The following is a 22,904-nucleotide window of genomic DNA, read 5'->3' as shown; positions in this document are numbered from 1 at the left end:
ACTAAACTCTTTTCTAGCCACCAGCCACTAGTTACTAGTCACTAATAACTGACAGTTTTATGGGAAAATGCGTAAGGAATTGCTAGTAGCTGAGTTGATCTAACTCCAGCATGATTTTTTGCTAATTGGCTTTGTGTTTTACTTCTGAAGGTCGCAGACTATTGCAGATCGGCGATCGCAATCGGGTATGTTTGAATTTGACGGAGGTTGAGCGTGTCCATCTTTGAAACTGCAAGCAATATCTATCCCCGTTCCATCGAGCAACGCTTGCAGATAGAGAATCTCATCGATCCCGCAGCGATCGCGACGAGCCGACTCACAGAAGGGAAAGACGCGATCGCGGGATTAACTCAAACGCCTAAAACCCTCCCACCCCGATACTTCTACGATGACCGAGGTTCGCAGTTATTCGAGCAAATTTGCGAATTACCAGAGTACTATCTGACGCGCACCGAAACAGCGATCCTACAAAAATATGCAACTGAAATTGCGCGGCTAACAGGTGCGTGCGAACTCGTCGAATTGGGTAGCGGTAGCTCGACTAAAACGCGCATTCTCTTGGACGCTTACCACAAACTCGGATACCCACTACACTACATTCCAGTGGATGTCAGCGCGGGAATACTAGAGAGCAGTGCCAGACAACTTTTAGCCGACTATACCACGCTCAAAGTTCGCGCTTTAGCCAGTACCTACGAACTTGCACTAGAACGACTCGCGCCAACTCTTTTACCCAGTCGCACGATCTGTTTTATTGGCAGTACTTTAGGCAATTTGACCCCTTCAGAATCTGATGAGTTTTTCGCCCGGATTTTTGCAGCCCTTGAAATAGGAGAGTATTTCTTATTGGGTGTAGATTTGCAAAAGCCAAAATCAGTTTTAGAGGCAGCTTATAACGATTGCCAAGGAGTCACGGCAGCATTTAACCTCAATATGTTGCAACACTTAAACTGGCGCTATGACAGCAATTTCGACCTGCAAAACTTCGAGCATTGGGCTTTTTATAACGAAACAGAGCATCAAATTGAAATGCACCTGAGAAGCTTGCGATCGCAAACCGTACAGATGCGATCGCTTAATTTAACAGTAGAATTTGCCGATCGAGAAACAATCAGAACTGAAATTTCTCGTAAGTTCAACCTCACAAACCTACAACAACAGTTACAAACGCGAGGATTAATTCCCATCCAAACTTGGACAGATACCAAAAACTGGTTTGGCTTATTGCTCTGTCAAAAGAAGTGAGTAGTTAATAGCAAGTGGCTAGCGACTAGTGACTAGTGACTAGAAAAGAGTCGAGCCACTAGCCACCAGTCACTACTCACTGATAACTAATAACTGATAACTGAAGATCAAACACTCGCTTCCAATTTCATTAAAATTTGTGGTTTGATCTTCTCGTATTCCTGCTTGAGCAAATTTTTACTCAACTGGGCATCACCGTTAATATTTGAAGATTGACTGAGGAGATACCATTGTTGTAACAATATTCCTTGACTATGGGCAACATTAATTAATAAGCAAGAGCTAGCATATTGTGGAGTTTCGCGCGCAAATAGAAGGACGCGATAGTATCCCTTGATGCCGATTGATTGAATTAAATCTCGATTTTGACTATTTTTTAAATCGAGATAGTAAGTCAACCATTTTGTCCCGTAAGTGCGGTGATGGAGAGCAGTAATCCATAGCATCATGGGAGAAGGAGAAGTGATAAATAAAAAGTGGTTGTATGTTCTATTCACTAAACGTTTATTTACTTCTGTTTGGGATAACATTACCCACAAAGCAGGACTCTCTTCACCGTTAATTTGGATTGATTGAGGAAAAACAATATCTGCGATTGGTTTATTTTGCGGCCAACGAGTTAGCCGACAAATAGCATCTGTGGTGAGTTGACCTTGCTGTGGTGCAACAATCGTATTCGCTGGCTCAATACTGCTACTTGGCGTTTGTGGTGTTATGGGTTGAGTTGTTAAAGGTAAAGACCGATCGCGTGGCTGTTCGAGCAGGGTAAAAACCTTGATAATTTCACTGACGTTTTGCGGGCGATCGCTTGGTGCTTTCGCCAAACAGCTCATGACCAAATCTTTCAACTGTGGCGGAATGGGAAACTTTGGTTCCGATGTCTCAAAAGAACGGGGCGGTTGATAGTGGTGGGCTTTAAACCAACCTCCAAAAGAGTCCGTATTGGCTTGAATTGGAATATTGCCCGTCAGCATCTCAAATAGCATGACTCCCAAACTATAGATATCAGAACGATTAGTAAGTTCGCTACCCTCCATTTGTTCTGGAGAAGAATAAGCAAACGTTCCCATGTAGTATCGAGTTTGACTGCTATCTGCTTGGAGTAATTTAGCAATGCCAAAATCTAACAGTTTTGCTAATTCTCCCAAACTATTATCTTGAATTAATAAAACGTTACTTGGCTTAATATCTCGATGGATAATCGGATAAGTTTTTCCATCAACTGGAATTCCTTGATGGGCGCATTCTAAACCAAGACTAATTTGCCGTCCGATACTTAAAAACCTCGGTAGCGATAGAGCATAATTGCGAATCATATCGCTCAAGTTTTTCCCTTTTAAATACTCCATCACATAGAATGGCGTACCATTCTCCTCTACAACACCATAATCCATGACGCGGACGATATGAATGCTTTTTTGACCCAAGATCGCGCAGGTTTTTGCTTCTTGTTCAAAACGTTCTTGCACGCGAAGTTTTTTATTATGAATCGATATACTTAGTAATTTGACAGCAACGGGAACCCCTCCTAACAATTTATCGTGGGCAAGATAGACTTGACCCATTGCTCCTGCTCCAAGTACCTGTTGAAGTTGATAGCGGTTAGCAAGTATGCGGTTGAGATTGGGATCTCGCATGAATTAAAGTTCCACCACAGCAAAAATTTGTGGTCTCTAGTTGTCATTAGTATTCTTCCCAAAATCAGTTATCAGTTATCAGTGACTAGTGACTAGTGGCTAGTGACTAGAGAGAAAAGTCCAGCCACTAGCTACCAGCCACCAACCACTCACGCAAGCTCACCTAACAAAACTGCTTGCTTTGCTCCAGTCACTTGAGGTAGGTTGCCTGGTATGCCTTGTTGTCGCCAGTAGGCTAGAACGGCAAAGGCGATCGCTTCTTTGAAATCGGCACTCAATCCCGCTTCATCTGTGGTCAAGACTGGTACTTCTAGATGAAATTGCAGTCGCTGCTTTAAATATAAATTTCGACTACCACCGCCACATAAAAGAACTCGTGCTGGCATTTGCGGTAAAAATGTCCGGTAACTATGCACAATTGATACGACAGTGAATTCTGTCAAAGTTGCCAGCAAGTCAGCTGCACTCAATTGGTAACTTTGAGCATCAACTAAACATTGTTGTAAGTATTCCCAGCCAAATAACTCTCGTCCTGTCGATTTTGGTGGTGGGAGGTGAAAGAAATCTTGACTGAGCCATTGTTCTACAAGAGGATGACAAGGAGTACCGCTAGCTGCCCAATTGCCATCGCGATCGTAAGTTTGCGCGCCATCAGTTAAGTGCTGGACTGCTAAATCTAATAAAGTATTGGCTGGTCCCGTATCCCAACCTCTGACTTTTTCCTCCCAGTTGACATGACTGCGGGGAGGAAGATAGGCTACATTTCCAATTCCACCGAGATTTTGGACGCATCGCGCCTCATAAAGGTGACTGAGCAGGTAAGCGTCAACTTTCGGCACTAAAGGCGCTCCATGACCTCCCACAGCAATATCTGCTGCCCGAAAATTACTGACCGTTGGAGTATTTGTGAGTTGCGCGATCGCCGCCCCGCGTCCGAGTTGCAGGCTGTAGCCAAGCGAATATTGAGTTGTAGAGACGTTGCACGCAACGTCTCTACAACCTAAAGCAGGTGGTCTGTGGAAAACAGTTTGTCCGTGGGAACCAATTAATTCGGCGGGAGGATGTCCGGCTTGGATATTTTGAGCAGCTTGAGCAAAACAAAGCGCGATCGCATCATCTAAAGCTGCTAATTGAGGTATGGAGATGGCTTCACCTTTACAAGCTGCTAAAATTTGCGATCGCAAATCGGTAGGATAAGGATAAGTGTTTGCCGCTAACAGTTCTACCTGAATATCTTCAGTTCTGCCTGTAATATTTACCAAAGCGGCATCTATGCCATCAACAGAAGTCCCGCTAATTAAACCAACTACTAAGGTCATCAGTTATCAGTTATCAGTTATCAGTTGTCAGTTATCAGTCAACCGTCTTCACGTAGCTTGCTTCCCCGAAGGGGTAGTGTAGCGCAGCGTTTACCGTCAACCGTCAACCGTCAACTACCAACTACCAGTGCAACTCATCCAAAAGCTATTAGCGTATTTATTCACAATTATTTTTATTTTGTTTTTAACAGGATGTCAGCCGCGCTATGGTGCTGCGGCATATTCAGTTAAGCGCGTCAGTGACGGCGATACTATTAGGGTAGTAAACGCTAAGGGCGATGAGTTTACCGTCCGTTTTGCTTGCGTGGATGCACCGGAAATACCTCATTCTGCGAAAGAAAGATCCAGCCAAAGCCGTATAGATGTCGATCAATATAAGTGGGGACTTCAGGCACAGCAGCGATTACAAAAATTGATTCAACAAGGAGGCGATCGCGTTAATCTGACAATTACCGATCGCGATCGCTACGGGCGAAAAGTGAGCGAAGTGCGTTTGGGTGATGGTACTCTCGTCCAAGAAGTTATGGCGCGGGAAGGATTGGCACTAGTCTACACACCCTATTTAAAAAACTGCCCCAGCGCTACAGCCATAGAACGAGCCGCAACCCAAGCACGGGAACAGCGCCGAGGCGTGTGGGGTGATGCTCAATTTGTCACCCCTTGGAAGTATCGCAGTGCTAAAAAGTAAATAACCCCTGGCGCTGACGCTTAAAAATTACTTTGCGTCTTTGCGTCTTTGCGTGACACTATCATTAACTTCCGATTGCAATTTCACAAACTTCCTAACTCAGCTTAGCCGATCGCTGCTTTTGCCGAGCCACAGGGTTAAGCCACTTTTCTAACCAAGAAAATCCTTGAGAAGACAGCAGAGTTAAACACAAATAGACGATCGCTACAGCTGCATAAATCTCAAAAGCGCGATAGTTGGTAGCAACAATCAACTGTCCTTTGCGGAACAACTCTTCAAATCCAATGACTGCTACCAAACTCGTATCTTTAAGTAAAGTAATAAACTCATTTCCTAAAGGTGGTAACATGCGGCGGAAGGCTTGGGGAAAGATGACATAGCGCATAGTTTGGACTGAATCTAAGCCCAAAGATTCAGCAGCTTCCGATTGTCCTAACTCAATTGATTGAATCCCCGCACGCACAATTTCAGCAATATATGCCGCACTATTTAAACTCAAAGCTAATACTGCCGCAGCTAAGCGATCCAGAGAAAAATCAAACCCGATTTGTTGAGCGATCGCGGGCAAGCCAAAATAAATCATAAAGATTTGGACTAATAACGGCGTACCTCGAAAAAAATCGACATATGCCCTCGTCACCCAGCGCAAAGGTACGATATGAGAAAGCCGCGCAATTCCGACTAACGAACCACCAACTAATCCCAAAAGGACAGAAAAGGCTGTTAATTGGAGCGTGACTAAAGCACCAGCTAGTAAAGTAGGAATTGCCTGGAAAATAATCTCGAATGCATTAGTCATAATTGCGAGATACAAGTTTTTTAGTTGGCAAAGGGCGATTTTTCTGGTAACTTAGGCGGTTCGGCATTAAACCACTTTTTATAGATTTGAGCATATGTATTATTACTTAAAACTGTTCCTAGCCCCTGATTAATCGTAGCTAAATTAGGAGAATTTTTAGCCGTAGCAATACCGTAAAACTCTTCTGTCAGCAATTGACCGACAACCTTAATTCCTGAAAGGTTAGCAGTTTTAATCGCATATAAAGTAACAGGTGCATCGTTAATAACTGCATCCACATTACCGTTTTTTAATTCTTGTAAAGCTAAAGGTGCGGAATCAAAACTACTGATTTTTGCCCCTGCAACTTTCTTGGCTTCTTCTGCCCCAGTTGTCCCAATTTGAACGGCAATTCTTTTATTTTCGAGACTGACAAAATTCGTAATATCTTGGTTGTCGCTCCGAACCGCGATCGCCAACCCAGCTTTAAAATACGGACGAGAGAAATCAACTGTTTGCGATCGCTCTTTTGTGATCGTCATGCTACTAATGGCTGCGTCGATCGTTTTTCCCTGTAAGGCGGGAATCAAACCATCAAAGGGTAAGCTTTGAAAGTTGACTGTAAATCCAGCCGACTTAGCGATCGCATTCATCAAATCGATACTAAACCCCTGCAACTCACCATTCGTACCTTTAAACTCAAATGGCGCAAATGCGGGTTCGGTTCCCACTGTTAAAGTTTTCGCCGCACCACCTGTATCTCCCGTCCCACTCGTACTAGAATTATTCCCACCACAGTTTGTCAGTAGCACCAACAAGCAGCACAAGCCGACCAATAAACTCCAACGCAACCGACGGATAACACTTAGAGCCATCATTCCTTTTCCTTGTGCATTTTCTGTACTTGCAGTAATGAATTAAACTTCAGTGAGTTAAACTTCCTTTTATCCCCTTCTGCACCAGAGTATTGTGCCATAGAATACAATCAATTGGAGTGTAATTAAAATACCCTGTAACCAACTCAACCCACTTCCAACGTAGGTATGAATAGTGCTACCCCCGCAATCGTATTTGAAGGTGTAGAGAAAAACTTCGGTTCCCTCAAAGTCCTCAAAGGAATTAGCGGTGAAATTTATCGCGGTGAAGTTGTCGCCGTTATTGGTTCCTCTGGTTGTGGCAAAAGTACTTTGCTACGCTGCTTCAATCGTCTAGAAGCCATTAATGGCGGGCGTTTAGTCGTCAATGATATTGACATATCGCGTCCCAACCTCAACCGCAACGTGCTGCGTCAATTGCGATCGCAAGTTGGGATGGTATTTCAACAATTTAATTTGTTTCCTCACCTAAATGTATTAGATAACTTAACCCTGGCACAGCAAAAGGTGTTAGGAAAATCGAAAAAAGAAAGCGCCCAACTTGCCGCACAATATTTAGAAAAAGTTGGCTTATCTGAAAAAGCTACCGTTTATCCCGAACAGCTTTCTGGCGGACAAAAACAACGAGTCGCGATCGCTCGGAGTTTGTGCATGAATCCCCAGATCATGCTATTTGACGAACCTACTAGCGCTTTAGATCCAGAACTGGTAGGGGAAGTTTTGCGCGTGATGCAACAACTCGCCGCTGACGGAATGACAATGATCGTCGTTACCCACGAAATGCTATTTGCGCGGGAAGTCGCCAACCGCGTTATGTTTTTACATCAAGGGCAAATTGAAGAACAAGGATCGCCACGGGAAGTTTTAGTTAGTCCGAAAAGCGATCGCTTGCGAACGTTTTTGAGTCGTTTGAATCCCGATCTAGACCATAGCTAAATTGAAAATTCAACTGAAATTCAACCTTGTTTCGTGCCAAACACTGATTCAAAAGTTGACTTCACCGACTCTCTTGCATCCTTAAACGTTTGCGATAGCGGATTTTGCGTTTGCAAAAATACCCTAGCACAATTGCGCCCTGGCATCCCCGAAATCGAACCACCTGGGTGAGTTCCCGCACCTGTAAGAAATAAGCCATCAATCGGAGTTCTATAGTTAGCTATTTCTGGCAAAGGACGGAAGAAAACCATCTGATCGAGAGTCATATCAATATGGTAATAATTACCTTTATATGCACCCAATCTTTCCCCTAATTCAGCCGGACTTTCGACTCGACGGGCAATAATGGAGTCTTTTACATTAGGAGAGTATTCTGCTAGTTTATCGATGATGCGATCGGCAACTTTGTTTTTTAATTCATCTGTCCAACCCGTTCCTTTTAACCCCGTACCTTCTGCCCCAGCAATTTGATATGGCGCAAAAAATTCAATCCAAACTGTATGTTTTCCAGCCGGAGCCATTGAAGGATCGAGTGCTGTAGGCATGACGACATACATGGACGGATTAGAATCGGGAATTTGCCCCAGCGTACACAAACTATGTGCTTGTTCTACATGGCTGACGGAATCGGCAATTAAAATTGAGCCAATTAAATACTCATCTTTGTGTTCGTGATGCTCAAAACACAGTGGTTTATCAATTGCTAGATCGACTTTGAGAATTGTTTCATTATTATTGACAATTCGACGTTCTAATCTTTCGCGTAAATGGGGTTCGGCAGCATCAAGTTCGCTCGGATCTACCATGTGTAGAAATATTCGCTGAGCATCAATGTTGGAGATAACCGCTTTTTTCGCCCGATATTCTTTACCATTAGCAACTCTTACACCCACAGCCTGACCGTTATCAATTAAAATCTTCTCTACATGCTGGTCGGTAAGAATTTCACCACCCTTACTTTTGACTAGATTCACTAAAGCTTGCACTAATGCACCCGTACCACCACGCGGTCTAGCCATACCTGGATCGTGACGCATTGCCATCATAATTGCGCCAATCCCAAGGGTTTTTTGTGAAGGAGGCGCACCCAGTTCTGATGAGAGTCTTGCTAAAGGTGCTTTCAAAAATTCAGAATCAAACCATTCGTTTACCATGTCTTCGCCACTACTGAGCATGGTACGAACGAAGTCTAGAGTTTTTGAGGGAGAACCAATAACAGAGAATAAATCTTTTATTTTTGTAATGTCATAGTTACCGAGGATATCCAATAATGACTTAGGTGGAGCGTTAAACATCGGAATCATCGCACCGAGCGCCCGTTGCCAATAATCTGTAAATTCAGCATATTTTTCTGCATCTCGTTGACTATAACGGGCAATTTCCGCACAAGTCTTTTCAACAGATTTGTGACCTAAAAAGTACTTGCCATCTGGATGCGGACAGAAAACTACCGGATCGCAATAAAGATATTCCAATCCGTATTTTTCTAGTTCTAGTTCTTGAACGACTGGTCCGAGATGAATAAATTCGTGATCGATCGCGCAAAGGTTAAATTTGAATCCTGGTGCTTCTTGAGGTAAGCACTCTTCTGTCGTTGCTGCTCCACCAGGAACAGAGCGCTTTTCCAATAATAAAACACTATATCCGGCTTTTAATAAATAAGCCGCGCACACTAAGCCATTGTGTCCTGCTCCAATGATGACAATATCATAAGCCTGCATATTCTCTACTCCAGCCAGATTATCTCTCTCCGATATTAGGCAGAAGTCAAAGAATATACAATTGTCTGGGGGTAGAAGAAAAGATAAGGGCTATGTTTTCCTGCCGCATTGAGTCTATTTCTCTCGTAGGACCGATGACTCGACAACGGCTAAATGTAACAATACGTGTAGCTTTGTAAAAGAGAGGTATACCTAATGGATGATAAAAACTATTCCTTCAAAGGTAGTCCAAATGCAGGTATGGTGCTTTCAATCTTAGCAGTAGTAGGTGCTTTACTAATTTTTGCCTTGGGTTTTAGCAACTAATTGAATCAAAAATCAAGTGTGGGGTGGGCAATGCCCACCATACCCAAACTTCAGCATCCTTGAGTCTCGCACGCCCCGATGCTCACCCAACTGGAAGATCCGTCTTGCCAATGTTCTTTCTTCCAAATTGGGGCATTATGCTTTAAGGTGTCGATCGCATAGCGACAGGCTTCAAACGCTTCAGAACGATGGGGACAACCTACGCCGACTAAAACGCTAATTTCTCCAATTTTTAACTTACCGATGCGATGGTAAATAGCGACTCGATTCACGTCTTGCCATTGTTGGCGAATCTCCGCTGCAATTTGCTTGAAGATCTGCATTGCCATCGGTTCGTACGCTTGATACTCCAACGATACTACTGGTTTACCGTCAGTTTGGTTGCGTACCATCCCACTCATAACGACAATCGCTCCATTGCCTGGGTCATCGGCAAGGGCATAGACTGCATCTAAAGACAAAGGTGCGAAAGTTATCGCAAAGCTATCTTCCGACCTCACTTTGACTGGAGATGAGAGGTAGTTAGTAGTAACTCCCGCGTTGCTCACGTTTTTCTATTCTCTGCGTTCAGAAGGACTGTATTTATTCTAGTGGCACGAGAAGTTTGTCGCTGGAAGTCAAAAGTCGTAAGTAAAGAATTAACTGCTCGTGCGCTCCTTACTCACTTTCTTAACTTTTCTCAACAAATTTGTTAGCATTCGCGATTTAGTTCTATATAGATTTTTATCTATTGAGACAATTGATTTTGGGAAGCGATCGCGTATACTAGCTTTTCGATACTCAAATCAAGGAACGATTTGAGTAATTTTACTCACAATAATTACTCTCTAGCTTTATGTATTTTGTTTGAAAATAATTAAAAATTGTCAAAAAAAATATAACAAAAGTCAAATAAAAACATTACTATAAGAAAAGGTTTTTTAGCGATCCCCATAGCGATTTCGGTAATTCAAAAGCAGTATTCACGTATCTGTCATCTATCTAAATAAATAGAGTAGAGTAATAGCATAAACTAGCGATCGCGATATATTTGCCTCGCTCGCTAAGATTCAGGATAGATAACCTGCCAGCAAAAACGGAATCAAAGCTATTTGTTTTTCCAGAGCGATCGAAGGGGAAAAATAATCAAAGAGCGTAGTTGAGCGTAGGGAAGAGTATGAAAGCTGTAGCGCCTATAAATGAAGCTATGAGGCTTGCAGCCCTCAATAAATACCAAATTTTAGACACTCAGCCTGAAGCTGAATTTGATAGTCTTACCCATGTCGCTGCTCGGATTTGCGCTACCCCGATTGCTCTGATTAGTCTGATCGATCGCGATCGGCAATGGTTTAAGTCTAAAGTTGGTTTAACCGTCCCTCAGACGCATCGCGATTTAGCTTTTTGCGCTCACGCAATCTTACAACGAGATGTATTCATCGTTCCAGATGCTTTGCACGACGAACGATTTGCGACTAATCCTCTCGTGACGACAGATCCGCAAATTCGATTTTATGCTGGCGCACCGTTGGTAACGCCGGAAGGTTATGCCTTAGGAACTTTGTGCGTCATTGATTACGTACCGCGAGAGTTAAATCCCGAACAAATTGCCATACTCAAAGTTCTCAGCCAGCAGATCGTTACCCAGTTTGAATTACAGCGTAAGTTAGCAGATTTAACCATAGCTCATACTCAGTTCGATCGCTCAGTTGCAGCTCTGAAACAAGCATCGGCAGAAAATTTGATGCTGGCTCAAGCAATGGCTGCTGTTTCTGAAGGGGTTTTCATTACCGATCCGCATCAGCATGGGTGTCCGATTGTCTATGCTAATTCAGTTTTCTGCCGCATGACGGGATACCAACTAACAGAAGTATTAGGCAAAAATTGGCGCTTGCTTTGGGGAACAGCTACAGATCCGCAAGCGATCGCCAAAATCGAGCGAGCGATCGCTCACAATACAGAAGTGCAAACCACGCTATTAAATTATCGAGCTGATGCACAAACGTTCTGGAGCGAGATAAAAATTATCCCCGTATTTGAGAATACGGGAAGTTTGCTCTATTTCGTTAGCATTTTAACCGATATTAGCGATCGCGTTACAGCCGCTGCTGCACTGGGAGAAAGCGAATCGATTCTGCGGAGTTTCTACGACAGTGCATCTATGATGATGGGGATCGTAGAACTGCGCGAAAACGATATTTTACATATTTCTGACAACGCTGCTGCTGCCAATTTTTTTGGCTTATCTCCTCAGATGATGCAGCACCGACTTGCGAGCGAGATGGGAGTACCGCAGCATCACATCCATACTTGGCTCGAACGTTACCGAGAAGCAGAACGCAGCCAAACTCCAGTTAAATTTGTTTATCCCCACCAAACACCAGCAGGGAAAAAATGGCTCTCAGCCACAGTTTCGGCAATTGCTGGCAAACGAGAGCATCATGCTCGGTTTGCTTATATTGTCGAAGATATTACGGAAAGCAAGCAAGCGGCGCAAAAGATTCGCCAACAGGCTGCTTTATTAGATGTCACTACCGATGCTATTTTGGTCAAAGATTGCAGTAGCGATCGCATTTTATATTGGAATCGCGGTGCAGAGCGGCTGTATGGTTGGACAGCAGCAGAAGCTATAGGCACGAGTGCATTTGAGTTGTTATACAAAAGAGCATCTTTACACACCCAGGCTTTGCACTCAGTTCTTAGCACAGGTGAGTGGTATGGCGAGTTAGAAAAAGTCACGCAAGCTGGCAAAGAGATCGTCGTCGAAAGCCGTTGGACGTTGATACGCGACGAACAAGGACAACCCAAATCGATTTTATGCGTCGATACAGATATTACTGAGAAAAAACAACTAACAACTCAATTTTTACGCGCTCAGCGATTGGAAAGTATTGGTACTTTAGCAAGCGGTATTGCTCACGATTTAAACAATGTTTTGGCTCCAATTTTAATGTCAGCCCAACTGTTGCAACTGAAAACCAACAACACGCGCAACTTGCAGATTTTACAGGCAATTGAAACTAATGCAAAGCGGGGCGCGGCTTTGATCAAGCAAGTGCTATCATTTGCCCGTGGGGTTGAAGGACAACAAACGGTTTTACAACTGCGACATTTATTAGCAGAAATCAAACAAGTTATCAAAGAGACTTTTCCTAAGTCAATAGCAGTTTATACAGATATCGCCCCAGATTTATGGGCGGCGGCTGGCAATGCTACGCAACTGCATCAAGTATTAATGAATTTGTGCGTCAACGCTCGCGATGCAATGCCGAATGGTGGAGTTTTAAAAATTGCGGCTGAGAACTTGTTAGTAGACGAACACTATGCAAGGATGCATTTAGAAGCAAAGGCTGGTGCATATGTTGTTATCACCATTGCAGATACAGGAATGGGAATGTCAAAAGCGGTGAAAGAGAGAATTTTTGAGCCTTTTTTTACGACCAAAGACATTGGAAAAGGCACTGGGTTAGGACTATCTACCGCAATTGGAATTGTCAAAGGACACGGGGGGTTTATTCAAGTCACGAGTGAGGAGAAAAAAGGAACTCAATTTCAGGTGTATCTACCTGCAAAAGAGGCTGTAGAACAACCACGATCGCCCGAACCAGAAATTCCATTTGGTCATGGAGAATTAATTTTAGTTGCAGATGACGAAGTAGCGATTCGCGAGATTATCAAAACTTCTTTAGAGGCGCATAATTATCGAGTTCTGACTGCGGCTGATGGGATTGATGCGATCGCAATTTACGTGCAACATCGCTCGGAAATTAGCGTGGTAATGGTCGATATGATGATGCCTGCAATGGATGGTACAACAACGATTCGCACGTTACAGAAACTAAATTCTGAGGTCAAAATTATAGCGACGAGTGGGTTGGCAGCAAACGATCGATTATTGACATCTGTAAGCGATCGGGTCAAGGCATTTTTGATCAAACCCTACACTGCTCAAGAGTTACTAAGAACTATTCGCCAGTTGTTGGATACAGAATAGCTATAGTTATTTTAAAATTAACTATAACTCTCCATTAGATGGGGTACATAGATCTGTAGGGGCGCACAGATGTGCATCCCTACGAATGTATAACAGAGGCGGATAGATCGGGACATTTCAATTGTCTACGAGCAATATTAGCCAAGTTTTTTTCTCTGCTCCCTGCTCCCTGCTATATTTTCTCAGGATAGGAAACGCTATATATTTACAAGTTTGAAAAAAATCTCGTCAGTTGAGGAGCGTATTTCTATTGAACAGTGACAAAACTCGTTCCAAACAGCCAGTTTTCTTATTACTAAAACCGATTTTACTAGGTATACTATGCGTAGCGATAATAATAATCGTACATAGTAGTAAGAGTGTAACTTTTAGTCATCAAGTTGCAATTTTTTTTGGTGATAGCATTACATATGGTGATGGTGCATTAAATAGCAACACTCGCTGGTCTACTTTAGTAGCAAATGCTTTGAATTTACGAGAAGATAACCAAGCAATTTCCGCTACAGTTTTACAAAATACTGTTCCAATTTTAGCAAACAACGGTCGCGATCGCTATCAGCAAGATATCATTCAGCGCTCTCCTAATTATGTTTATATTCTCTACGGCTTAAACGATCTGCGCTACAACGGAGCTTATTTTTCGACAATGAATTTTCAAAATGATTTAGATGAAGTAGTAGCGGGACTAATTTCAGCTGGAATCCCTTCCAGTCACATTGTTATTGGTTCTCCCCCTTACATAAATCCCACTGGTTATTCTCTTTACGCACCCTATAACGCAGGTTCTACTACAAAACATCGGCAATATCGGGATGCAACAAAAGCGATCGCTCAGCGATATCATACGAAATGGGCAGACGTTTACCAGTACATGCTCAATCGTGGCGCTAATTCTTTAGTTAGCAACGATTTCATTCATCCTAATGATTTCGGGCATCAAGCTATTAAAAATGCAATGTTGAAGGCAAATTAAACTTGTATTGAGCTGAAGGTAACGGTACGACTAGTCACTACTATCGATTAGCCAATAAAAATTAGTAAATAAAAAAAGGTGGGCATTGCCCACCCTACTTTATTATCTACTCGATCGAGCTAGCCTAATTAACTAAACTAATTACTCGGCTGCTTGAGGCAATAACTCTTTGCGCTCTTGCGATAACACTTTTACATTACCAGTGTCATCGACATCCACCACAGCTTCATCGCCTTCTTTGATGCGACCGGACAAAATTTCTTCTGCCAAGCTATCTTCTAACAGGCGCATAATGGCGCGGCGTAATGGTCTCGCACCGTAGCTGGGGTTGTAGCCTTCTTCTACCAAGCGATCCTTGAATCGTTCGGTAACAGTGAGGGTAATGCCTTTCTCATCCAAGCGTCCGAAGACTTCCTTGAGCATGATATCGGCAATTTCTTTCACCTCTGCCTTGCTCAACTGACGGAAGACGATGATTTCATCCAAGCGGTTGAGGAACTCTGGACGGAAGTATTGTTTCAATTCTTCGTTTACCAAGGAACGAATGCGGTTGTATTGGGTTTCCGCTGCATCTTCCGAAGAGAATTCAAAGCCGATTCCACCGCCACCTTTTTCAATTACCTTAGAACCAATGTTAGAGGTAAGAATGATCAAGGTGTTCTTGAAGTCTACAGTACGCCCCTTGGCATCCGTTAACCGCCCGTCTTCCAAAATTTGCAATAGCATGTTGAAGACATCGGGGTGTGCTTTTTCAATTTCGTCGAATAGCACTACGGTATAAGGACGACGACGCACGGCTTCTGTTAACTGTCCGCCTTCGTTATAACCGACGTAACCAGGAGGCGAACCAATTAATTTAGAAACGGTGTGCCGTTCCATGTACTCCGACATATCCAGGCGGATCATCGCATCTTCGGAACCGAAGAAGTAAGCCGCCAAAGATTTTGTTAACTCGGTTTTACCAACCCCAGTAGGACCGGAGAACACGAAGCTAGCAATTGGACGGTTAGGATTCTTCAAGCCGACGCGGGCGCGGCGAATTGCCTTAGAAACTGCTTTTACAGCCTCTTCTTGACCGATCAAGCGCTGGTGCAGGGTGTCTTCCATGTGCAGCAGCTTTTCAGACTCGGATTCAGTCAGCTTGTTAACTGGTACGCCAGTCCAAGAAGCCACGATTTGAGCGATATCTTCTTCGGTGACTACGGGGGAGTCTTCACCTTCGCTCTTAGTAGTACCAGTCTTGGATTGAGCGATCGCCCGAATTTCTGCTCTCAGTTCCATTTCGCGATCGCGCAGTTCTCCCGCCCGGTCGAAGTCTTGGGTGCGAACGGCATCGTCTTTTTCTTTCAATACCTGACGCAGTTCTTTATCTAATTCCTTCGCCGCTGGCGGTAACTGGGAATTAATTAACCGTACCCGCGAACCTGCTTCGTCAATTAAGTCAATGGCTTTGTCTGGCAGGTAGCGATCGCTAATATAACGGTCGGACAGTTTGGCTGCTGCTTCTAGCGCCGCATCGGAGATTTTCAGCTTGTGGTGCTGCTCGTAGCGATCGCGCAGTCCGAAGAGAATTTCAATAGTTTCATCAACGGAAGGTTCGCCCACCATCACGGGTTGGAAGCGTCGTTCTAGGGCTGCATCCCGCTCGATATGCTTGCGATATTCATCAAGGGTTGTCGCACCAATACACTGCAATTCACCCCGTGCCAAGGCTGGCTTCAGGATATTTGCTGCATCGATCGCCCCTTCTGCTGCGCCCGCACCGATGAGGGTATGCACCTCGTCAATTACCAAAATCACGTTCCCAGCAGAACGGATTTCGTCCATAATCTTCTTCAGGCGCTCTTCAAATTCACCTCGATATTTCGTACCTGCTACCAGCAAGCCAATGTCAAGGGTGACGACGCGCTTTTCTTCCAAAATGTCGGGTACGTCTTTGTTGGCGATCCGCGAGGCTAAACCTTCGGCGATCGCGGTCTTACCTACCCCTGGTTCCCCAATCAGCACGGGATTGTTTTTCGTGCGCCGACCCAGAATTTGAATCACTCGCTCGATTTCTTTTTCACGACCGACTACAGGATCGAGTTTGCCTTCTCCTGCCATTTGGGTCAAATTGGACCCGAACTCGTCCAACGTGGGGGTCTTGGTGCGTCCAGACTGGGAACCTGCCGATACTTCAGCCGTTTCTCCCAACATGCGAATTACCTGAGTGCGTACCTTCGATAGGTCAACTCCCAAGTTTTCCAACACTCTAGCCGCTACGCCTTCTCCTTCACGGATCAGACCCAACAGGAGATGCTCAGTGCCAATGTAGTTATGCCCTAATTGGCGAGCTTCTTCTAAAGATAGCTCCAGAACCCGCTTCGCTCTTGGGGTGAAGGGAATTTCTACAGCTACAAATCCCGAGCCGCGTCCGATAATTTTCTCTACTTCGATCCGGGCATCTTTGAGATTGACACCCATCGTTTTGAGGACTTTAGCTGCTACGCCCGTGCCTTCTCCAATCAGACCCAGGAGGATCTGCTCTGTGCCTACGAAGTTGTGACCCAGGCGGCGAGCTTCTTCCTGGGCCAGCATGATCACCTTAATTGCTTTTTCTGTGAAGCGTTCAAACATGGCTGTATTCCATCACCTGAGTCGTGCCGGTACGCTGATTTTAGCACATGCTAATTATCTGGCTGTCTATTGATATTACCGACAACCAGCTCAGGATTCACCTACTGCGATCGCAATCTTTATCTTTTGTTAATAGTTTTTGTATCCACGCCTACTTTGCAATTCATCTGTGAGAGCGTCACTACGCCACCTAACCTGGCAAAAACCGCCTTATGCAGTCAAAATTTTTGCCTCAAGTCAGAAGCTCCGCTTATCTGCTGTAATTGCTGTCCTTGACTCAGCCTGAAAGAGCGATTGCTTGTCGCTCTTAGTTCGGGATAAATCCATCAGTATTTCAGCCGCGTAATTGCTTCCAAACAGAAATTATGTGGATAAAATCAGTCACTTGTCAAGCTTTTTAGCTCAAATTTCTTGACTCTGGATGAATAATCTCCAGTTTTTGAACGTTTAAACTGAAACCAGATTGTTGGAGGCGATCGCTTGCCAGATCGTGCCAGCCTGTCAACTGGGCTTGAAACTCCGGTTGTTGCAACCTACTCTGCCACAGAATCAGGGCATCTTCATTCGTATCTTTGTAGTAACGCCGCCTGCGCCCAGCTAGTTGAAAACCAAATTTGCTGTAAAGAGAGATAGCTGGTTGATTAGATTCCCTCACTTCCAAAGTCGCTCGTGACAAAGCGCGATCGCGTGCAACCTGCATCAATCCCCAAAGCAGTGCTTGTCCCAAACCTCGTCCCTGGTAATCGGGATGAACCGCCAGCAAGGTAATGTGAGCTTCATCTAAAATTGCCCAGAGACAGCCCATTGCGAGTAAGTCGTAAGTCGTAAGTCGTAAGTCGTAAGTATTTTCTCGATCCTGGTTTTTTTGAAGAAATAACCCTAATAACTCGCTATTTGGGCTGTCTATTTCCCGTTGATAGGCTTCGAGAGTCCACAGTTTACCGAAACAAAGGTTGTCGAGTTCCAGTACCGCAGGTAGGACAGATGGCAATATTGGTTGAATTGACAGGCTAGCACTCATTCTGGATGGGGAGTAGCGGTCATTTGTCATCGATCGTTTGTTTTTTCACTACTCACTGATAACTGACAACTGATAACTGACAGGCTGCAATTGTAAACTTAAAGTTTAGACCCACTCACGTCCTGCAAGAGGATAGCTTACACGATTATGTTATCGACTCAGCCCGCTGGAATCGAAAATTCCGGTCGTCAATATATTCATAACGCAAACAACGGCAACAATGGAGACGCTGCTAAGCGATCGCCCAACCAAGAACTTTTACCACTGACAGCAGGAATCAACAGCCACGACCATCTAGAAATTGGTGGTTGCGATGTGACAAAACTCGTACAGCAGTTTGGTTCGCCGCTATATATTCTAGACGAAGAAACCCTCCGCAGCGCTTGCCGTCAGTATCGCTCGGCATTTCAAAACTATTACCCTGGTGAATTTCAGGTACTTTATGCCTCAAAAGCTTGGAGTTGCTTGGGAGTATGCGCGATCGCCCACTCTGAAGGCTTGGGTATTGATGTCGTTTCTGGAGGAGAACTTTATACTGCACTACAAGCAGGTGTCAAGCCAGAAGTTATCTACTTTCACGGTAACAACAAATCTGTAGAAGAATTGTCGCTGGCGATTGAGTCTGGCTGCACGATTGTAGTAGACAACTGGTACGAGCTGAAGTCCTTAGTAAATATTGTAGAGACGTTGCGTGCAACGTCTCTACAACAAACTCGGATAATGCTGCGATTAACGCCAGGGATTGACTGCCACACCCACGATTACATTAGAACTGGGCATTTGGATAGTAAATTTGGTTTCGATCCCGACCAAATTGAAGCAGTTTTTGCCTTTATCGGACAACAACCCAATTTAACTTGTGTCGGATTGCACGCCCACATCGGTTCGCAAATTTTCGAGCGCCAACCCCATCAAGATTTGGCTGAGGTGATGGTGCAGTGGATGGAAAAAGCGAAAAGTTACGGACTGCCAGTTACGGAGTTAAATTTAGGAGGTGGATTGGGAATTCGATATACAGAATCCGACGATCCACCCAGTATTGACGAATGGGTACAAGCACTTTGCCAAGCAGTGAAAGCAGCCTGCGAGTCCCAAAACTTACCTTTACCAAAATTATTATGCGAACCCGGGCGATCGCTAATCGGTACTGCTTGCGTTACTGCCTATACGATTGGCTCTAGCAAAACCGTACCGGAAATTCGGACATATGTGGCGATCGATGGTGGCATGTCCGACAATCCTCGACCGATTACCTATCAATCGCTCTATCGTGCTGTAGTTGCCAATCGAATGTCCGCACCAGTCAGCGAAACCGTCACAGTAGCTGGAAAACACTGCGAGTCAGGCGATATCCTAATAAAAGAGGCATCTTTACCACAAACCGAACCAGGGGATATTTTGGTAGTAATGGGAACTGGTGCTTATAACTACAGCATGGCTTCCAATTACAACCGCTTGCCCCGACCAGCAGCAGTGGTAGTAGCGAACCAAGAAGCAAAGCTGCTTCTGCGGCGCGAAACCTATCAAGACTTAATTCGGCAAGATTGCCTGCCCAATTCATTACTAGGCTAAGAACACAAGGTTGGCAGTTAACAGTTGACCGTTAACCGTCAGCCACTAACCGTTAACCGCCAACCGTCAACAAACTCAATTCTTCAGATTTCATATTTCGCTCATGAGAGATTGGTGGAAGCAATGGCTGACAACAGACTTTGGCTGGACTCAGTCGTTGTTATTTTACGCTATCGATCTGGGCTTGGTTTTGGCGCTAATCTACATGGTGCTGGTCATTATTGGAGAGCGCCGCACCTTGTGGATGGTCAGGGGTTTTATTCTCCTCATGCTTGCTTCTGCCATCAGTGCCAGACTGGGTTTGCCGCTATTGAGTTTTGTCTTGGAGAAATTGGTGGTTGGTTCTGCTGTAGCAATGGCAGTCACTTTCCAATCTGAGTTTCGCCGTTTTTTAGAACAATTGGGTAGGGGAGAATTTCGACAGTTATTGCAGCCAGGAAGACGTATCGTACCCAAACCTGATAGCGTCATTGATGAAATCGTAGATGCGGTGAGAGAACTGTCTCAAAATCGCATCGGGGCTTTGCTCATTTTGGAAACAGACAGCCCCATTGACGAGCGAGATCTCAAAGTTCCAGGCGTAAAGTTAAATGCGGAAGTTTCAAAAGAAATTTTACTGACAATTTTTCATCCAAAAACAGCATTGCATGACGGCGCTTGTTTGATTCGAGGTTCGCGGGTAGTCGCAGCAGCGGTGATTTTGCCCCTCTACGAACGTCCAGCTCCTCGTCAATTGGGGACGCGCCATCGAGCCGCTTTAGGTATCACGGAGAAGGTAGAAAACTGCGTATGCGTGGTCGTTTCGGAAGAAACAGGGTCAATTTCGCTTGCAGAACGGGGGATATTAAATAAACCGCTGACCAGCAGTAAACTGAAAGAATTGTTGGAAGCTCGATTCTCGCCAGCTGTGGAACGGGAAGCTGTAGCCCCAAGCATACGCGGTCTGGTAAATCAAATTGGCAACCGAGTTAGGATTCTCATGACTCGTTTTTTTGCGCTTTTTGGTCTAAACTTACCAGCGTCTCCCCGAAATAAAAAATGACTGTAAAGCCGATTGTGTTGCAATTGCCTCTCGATCTAGAAAAAGAAAAACTGCCCAGACACGTTGCAGTAATTATGGACGGTAATGGTAGGTGGGCAAAAAAGCAGGGTTTACCCCGTATCATGGGACACAAACGGGGGGTAGATGTTCTCAAAGATTTATTACGCTGTTGTCGAGATTGGGGTATACAAGCATTAACGGCGTATGCCTTTTCGACCGAAAATTGGGGCAGACCGTTAGAAGAAGTGGAATTTTTGATGACTTTGTTCGAGCGCGTTCTGCGGAAAGAATTGCAGGAAATGCTAGCGGAAAACGTCCAAATTCGGTTTGTAGGCGATTTGGAGGCTTTACCGCGAAGTCTCCAATCGGAAATCGAGCGATCGATGGCTGAAACGAGGTCGAATCGAGGTATCCGCTTCACTGTTGCCACGAATTACGGTGGTAGACAGGAAATTTTGCACGCTTGTCGAGCGATCGCCCAGCAAGTACAGCAAGGTTTGCTCCAACCAGAAGAAATTGACAAAGAAATCTTCGAGCGCCACCTTTACACGGCTGGAATTAGCGATCCTGACTTATTAATCCGCACAAGTGGAGAAATGCGCATCAGTAATTTTCTCCTCTGGCAAATGGCTTATGCCGAAATTTATATTACCGAGTCTCTGTGGCCCGACTTCAACCGCACCGAGTTTCATCGGGCTTTGGCTGCTTACCAACAACGGGAACGACGGTTTGGGAAAGTGTAGATCGGGAGTGAGGGGTGAGGAGTGAGGAGCGAGGGGAACAAGAGAGCTGAGGGAGCTGAGGGAGCAAAACAATTCACGCATTCACGCATTCACGCATTCAAAATTCTTACACCCTACACCCTACACCCTACACCCTACACCCTACACCCTACACCCCACGCTCTTTCCCTCACTCCTCACTCCTCGCTCCTCGCTCCTATTTCGCTCCTCGCTCCTATTCACGGACCTGAAAATACAGCCTGCTCTACGTCTTTCCGGCTGAGAGAATATTTAAAAGAGCGTTGAATATCTTGTCCTACTCCTTCAGCATCAATGTATCGGATCGTCAACTGGTCGATATCTAGCCATAGTTCGGCTTCCCAGTTCGATTTTTGAATGCGCCAGCAATGCAGTTGCTTTTGGTCTTGTTGGCAACCGTGGTCTTTCAACCACTGCTCGATTCGAGGTAAAGGATGATTGTATAAGGGAGTATCGGCAGAAGGTAAGGACATATGAATAAGTCGTAAGTCGTAAGTCGTAAGTTGGAATTAACTAGCTACCAGCCACTAGCCACTCTTTACTGATAACTGATAACTGACAATTGATAACTGAGCTGGCGGGACTGGAGTTTGCAAGGTATCACCCCGGATCGTAGCAATAGCGATCGCCAATAATATACAACCTATGAAGGTCAATCCCAAAATAAATAAGACAAACACTTCTCCAGATGACAGGGGACGATCTGTAGGGTCGAGGTAAGCAGAGGAACGCCGTCCGTCTTGTCGTGAGGCTGCGCGCTGAAAATCTGGAGGTGGTTGGATGACATACAGACGAGAATAGCCAATATGCATATCGTAATTCGTCCGCCGTTCTGGATTGCTCAGCGTGGCATATGCTTCGTTGAGCTGCTGAAATTTGACAGTAGCAATTGCTGAAGGTAAGTCAGTTGTGTCAGGGTGATAAAGTTTGCTGAGATGTCGGTAGGCACGACGAATTTCGATTGGCGATGCCGAGGGATGCAGTCCAAGCAGGGTATAGTGAGTGGCTTGGTCTGTCATGCGGTCTGACACGCGGTCTGACATGGGGCGATCGCTATTATTTGGCATTCCCCAGTGTTGAGTCACGGCAGTTTGACTAGTGCGGTTAGTTTTTTATCTATTTTAAATCTACTCATGCTAAGCAGCTGCATTCCATCTCAGATTTAATTGAAAAGTTTAGTAGTCATAAAACTTATGTTTGATTCAAAATGCTAAACTTAAAAATATAGAAAATATCTCTGTTTCAGAAAAATATATTTTTCCTATGTTGGCAATTTTAAATTAGTTGAAACATGCTTTTTATACAAGCAAATAATTATAGAACTTAAGTATAAAGTCAATATTTTCAAATTTTCCTGATGGATGAATATAAGCGTTAGACAAACTTAAATTTTTTGCTTGCTTTTTGGTTACGCGATCGAGATCCTGACTTATAGCAGTTTTCA

Annotated in this window: 17 protein-coding genes and 1 pseudogene; 9 read left to right on the top strand and 9 right to left on the bottom strand. The window is 44.5% G+C overall.

Going from position 1 to position 22,904, the window contains the following annotated elements; all coding sequences use genetic code 11:
- The first annotated feature begins 207 nt into the window (after positions 1–207).
- A complete protein-coding gene (egtD, locus tag QH73_RS23800; RefSeq protein ID WP_039713566.1) occupies positions 208–1,245 on the top strand; it encodes an L-histidine N(alpha)-methyltransferase in 1,038 nt (345 codons plus the stop codon).
- A 107-nt stretch (positions 1,246–1,352) separates the two neighbouring features.
- Here egtD and QH73_RS23795 read toward each other — a convergent pair whose 3' ends face one another.
- Both QH73_RS23795 and QH73_RS23790 read right to left on the bottom strand, forming a co-directional pair.
- Positions 1,353–2,882, bottom strand: a complete 1,530-nt coding sequence (locus QH73_RS23795) for a serine/threonine-protein kinase (RefSeq protein WP_039713565.1) — start codon at positions 2,880–2,882, stop codon at positions 1,353–1,355.
- 149 nt (positions 2,883–3,031) lie between these two features.
- Entirely contained in the window at positions 3,032–4,201 is a 1,170-nt protein-coding gene (locus QH73_RS23790; protein ID WP_039713564.1) for an anhydro-N-acetylmuramic acid kinase, read from the bottom strand.
- A 127-nt stretch (positions 4,202–4,328) separates the two neighbouring features.
- On the opposite strand from QH73_RS23790, the gene QH73_RS23785 reads away from it, so the two are divergent.
- Positions 4,329–4,889 (top strand): thermonuclease family protein, encoded by a 561-nt coding sequence (locus QH73_RS23785; protein WP_039713563.1) that lies wholly within the window; start codon positions 4,329–4,331, stop codon positions 4,887–4,889.
- A gap of 94 nt (positions 4,890–4,983) precedes the next feature.
- Here QH73_RS23785 and QH73_RS23780 read toward each other — a convergent pair.
- A pseudogene (locus QH73_RS23780) lies at positions 4,984–6,545 on the bottom strand (ABC transporter permease subunit).
- Positions 6,546–6,710: 165 nt separating this feature from the next.
- On the opposite strand from QH73_RS23780, the gene QH73_RS23775 reads away from it, so the two are divergent.
- Positions 6,711–7,478 (top strand): amino acid ABC transporter ATP-binding protein, encoded by a 768-nt coding sequence (locus QH73_RS23775; protein WP_039713562.1) that lies wholly within the window; start codon positions 6,711–6,713, stop codon positions 7,476–7,478.
- 20 nt (positions 7,479–7,498) lie between these two features.
- Here the strand turns inward: QH73_RS23775 and crtO are convergent, their stop codons facing one another.
- A complete protein-coding gene (gene crtO / locus QH73_RS23770; protein WP_039713561.1) occupies positions 7,499–9,199 on the bottom strand; it encodes a beta-carotene ketolase CrtO in 1,701 nt (566 codons plus the stop codon).
- Positions 9,200–9,555: 356 nt separating this feature from the next.
- Entirely contained in the window at positions 9,556–10,053 is a 498-nt protein-coding gene (locus QH73_RS23765; protein ID WP_039713560.1) for a molybdenum cofactor biosynthesis protein MoaE, read from the bottom strand.
- Between the two features lie 638 nt (positions 10,054–10,691).
- Between QH73_RS23765 and QH73_RS23760 the strand changes: the two genes are divergently transcribed.
- A complete protein-coding gene (locus QH73_RS23760; protein ID WP_052289762.1) occupies positions 10,692–13,475 on the top strand; it encodes a hybrid sensor histidine kinase/response regulator in 2,784 nt (927 codons plus the stop codon).
- A 250-nt stretch (positions 13,476–13,725) separates the two neighbouring features.
- Positions 13,726–14,448: an SGNH/GDSL hydrolase family protein gene (locus QH73_RS23755; protein ID WP_165587771.1), complete on the top strand. Its 723-nt coding sequence runs from the start codon at positions 13,726–13,728 to the stop codon at positions 14,446–14,448.
- Positions 14,449–14,589: 141 nt separating this feature from the next.
- Here the strand turns inward: QH73_RS23755 and QH73_RS23750 are convergent, their stop codons facing one another.
- Complete coding sequence (locus QH73_RS23750; protein WP_039713557.1) at positions 14,590–17,064, bottom strand: ATP-dependent Clp protease ATP-binding subunit; 2,475 nt, start codon at positions 17,062–17,064, stop codon at positions 14,590–14,592.
- Positions 17,065–17,461: 397 nt separating this feature from the next.
- Positions 17,462–18,115 (bottom strand): ribosomal protein S18-alanine N-acetyltransferase, encoded by a 654-nt coding sequence (gene rimI, locus QH73_RS23745; RefSeq protein ID WP_374189064.1) that lies wholly within the window; start codon positions 18,113–18,115, stop codon positions 17,462–17,464.
- Positions 18,116–18,232: 117 nt separating this feature from the next.
- On the opposite strand from rimI, the gene lysA reads away from it, so the two are divergent.
- From lysA to QH73_RS23725, 4 genes are all read left to right on the top strand, one after another.
- On the top strand, positions 18,233–19,657 hold the full coding sequence (gene lysA, locus QH73_RS23740) for a diaminopimelate decarboxylase (RefSeq protein ID WP_039713555.1): 1,425 nt from the start codon (positions 18,233–18,235) through the stop codon (positions 19,655–19,657).
- A 103-nt stretch (positions 19,658–19,760) separates the two neighbouring features.
- Positions 19,761–20,699 carry a diadenylate cyclase CdaA gene (cdaA, locus tag QH73_RS23735; RefSeq protein ID WP_015157366.1) on the top strand — a complete coding sequence of 313 codons (939 nt, stop codon included), beginning with the start codon at positions 19,761–19,763 and terminating at the stop codon, positions 20,697–20,699.
- The gene (gene uppS / locus QH73_RS23730; RefSeq protein WP_039713554.1) at positions 20,696–21,442 is read left to right on the top strand and encodes a polyprenyl diphosphate synthase; all 747 of its coding nucleotides are present in this window, start codon (positions 20,696–20,698) and stop codon (positions 21,440–21,442) included. The genes cdaA and uppS overlap by 4 nt, the downstream gene beginning before the upstream one ends.
- Before the next feature lie 21 nt (positions 21,443–21,463).
- Positions 21,464–21,727: a hypothetical protein gene (locus tag QH73_RS23725; RefSeq protein WP_132867506.1), complete on the top strand. Its 264-nt coding sequence runs from the start codon at positions 21,464–21,466 to the stop codon at positions 21,725–21,727.
- Here the strand turns inward: QH73_RS23725 and QH73_RS23720 are convergent.
- The gene (locus tag QH73_RS23720) at positions 21,661–21,933 is read right to left on the bottom strand and encodes a DUF3143 domain-containing protein (protein WP_039713553.1); all 273 of its coding nucleotides are present in this window, start codon (positions 21,931–21,933) and stop codon (positions 21,661–21,663) included. The two genes, QH73_RS23725 and QH73_RS23720, sit on opposite strands and share 67 nt — an antisense overlap.
- A gap of 54 nt (positions 21,934–21,987) precedes the next feature.
- The gene (locus QH73_RS23715) at positions 21,988–22,503 is read right to left on the bottom strand and encodes a J domain-containing protein (RefSeq protein ID WP_039713552.1); all 516 of its coding nucleotides are present in this window, start codon (positions 22,501–22,503) and stop codon (positions 21,988–21,990) included.
- Between the last annotated feature and the right edge of the window lie 401 nt (positions 22,504–22,904).

Origin of the sequence: Scytonema millei VB511283 (assembly GCF_000817735.3) — a bacterium.
Classification (GTDB): Bacteria; Cyanobacteriota; Cyanobacteriia; order Cyanobacteriales; family Chroococcidiopsidaceae; genus Chroococcidiopsis; species Chroococcidiopsis millei_B.
This window is presented reverse-complemented; position numbering and strand designations above follow the sequence as displayed.

Excerpts from the sequence above, each read along its gene's own strand:
- cdaA (WP_015157366.1), top strand. The coding sequence starts at position 19,761 with ATGAGAGATTGGTGGAAGCAATGGCTGACAACAGACTTTGGCTGGACT.
- QH73_RS23720 (WP_039713553.1), bottom strand. The coding sequence starts at position 21,933 with ATGTCCTTACCTTCTGCCGATACTCCCTTATACAATCATCCTTTACCT.
- rimI (WP_374189064.1), bottom strand. The coding sequence starts at position 18,115 with ATGACAAATGACCGCTACTCCCCATCCAGAATGAGTGCTAGCCTGTCA.
- QH73_RS23760 (WP_052289762.1), top strand. The coding sequence starts at position 10,692 with ATGAGGCTTGCAGCCCTCAATAAATACCAAATTTTAGACACTCAGCCT.
- QH73_RS23790 (WP_039713564.1), bottom strand. The coding sequence starts at position 4,201 with ATGACCTTAGTAGTTGGTTTAATTAGCGGGACTTCTGTTGATGGCATA.
- QH73_RS23715 (WP_039713552.1), bottom strand. The coding sequence starts at position 22,503 with ATGTCAGACCGCGTGTCAGACCGCATGACAGACCAAGCCACTCACTAT.
- crtO (WP_039713561.1), bottom strand. The coding sequence starts at position 9,199 with ATGCAGGCTTATGATATTGTCATCATTGGAGCAGGACACAATGGCTTA.
- uppS (WP_039713554.1), top strand. The coding sequence starts at position 20,696 with ATGACTGTAAAGCCGATTGTGTTGCAATTGCCTCTCGATCTAGAAAAA.
- lysA (WP_039713555.1), top strand. The coding sequence starts at position 18,233 with ATGTTATCGACTCAGCCCGCTGGAATCGAAAATTCCGGTCGTCAATAT.
- QH73_RS23775 (WP_039713562.1), top strand. The coding sequence starts at position 6,711 with ATGAATAGTGCTACCCCCGCAATCGTATTTGAAGGTGTAGAGAAAAAC.
- QH73_RS23750 (WP_039713557.1), bottom strand. The coding sequence starts at position 17,064 with ATGTTTGAACGCTTCACAGAAAAAGCAATTAAGGTGATCATGCTGGCC.
- QH73_RS23795 (WP_039713565.1), bottom strand. The coding sequence starts at position 2,882 with ATGCGAGATCCCAATCTCAACCGCATACTTGCTAACCGCTATCAACTT.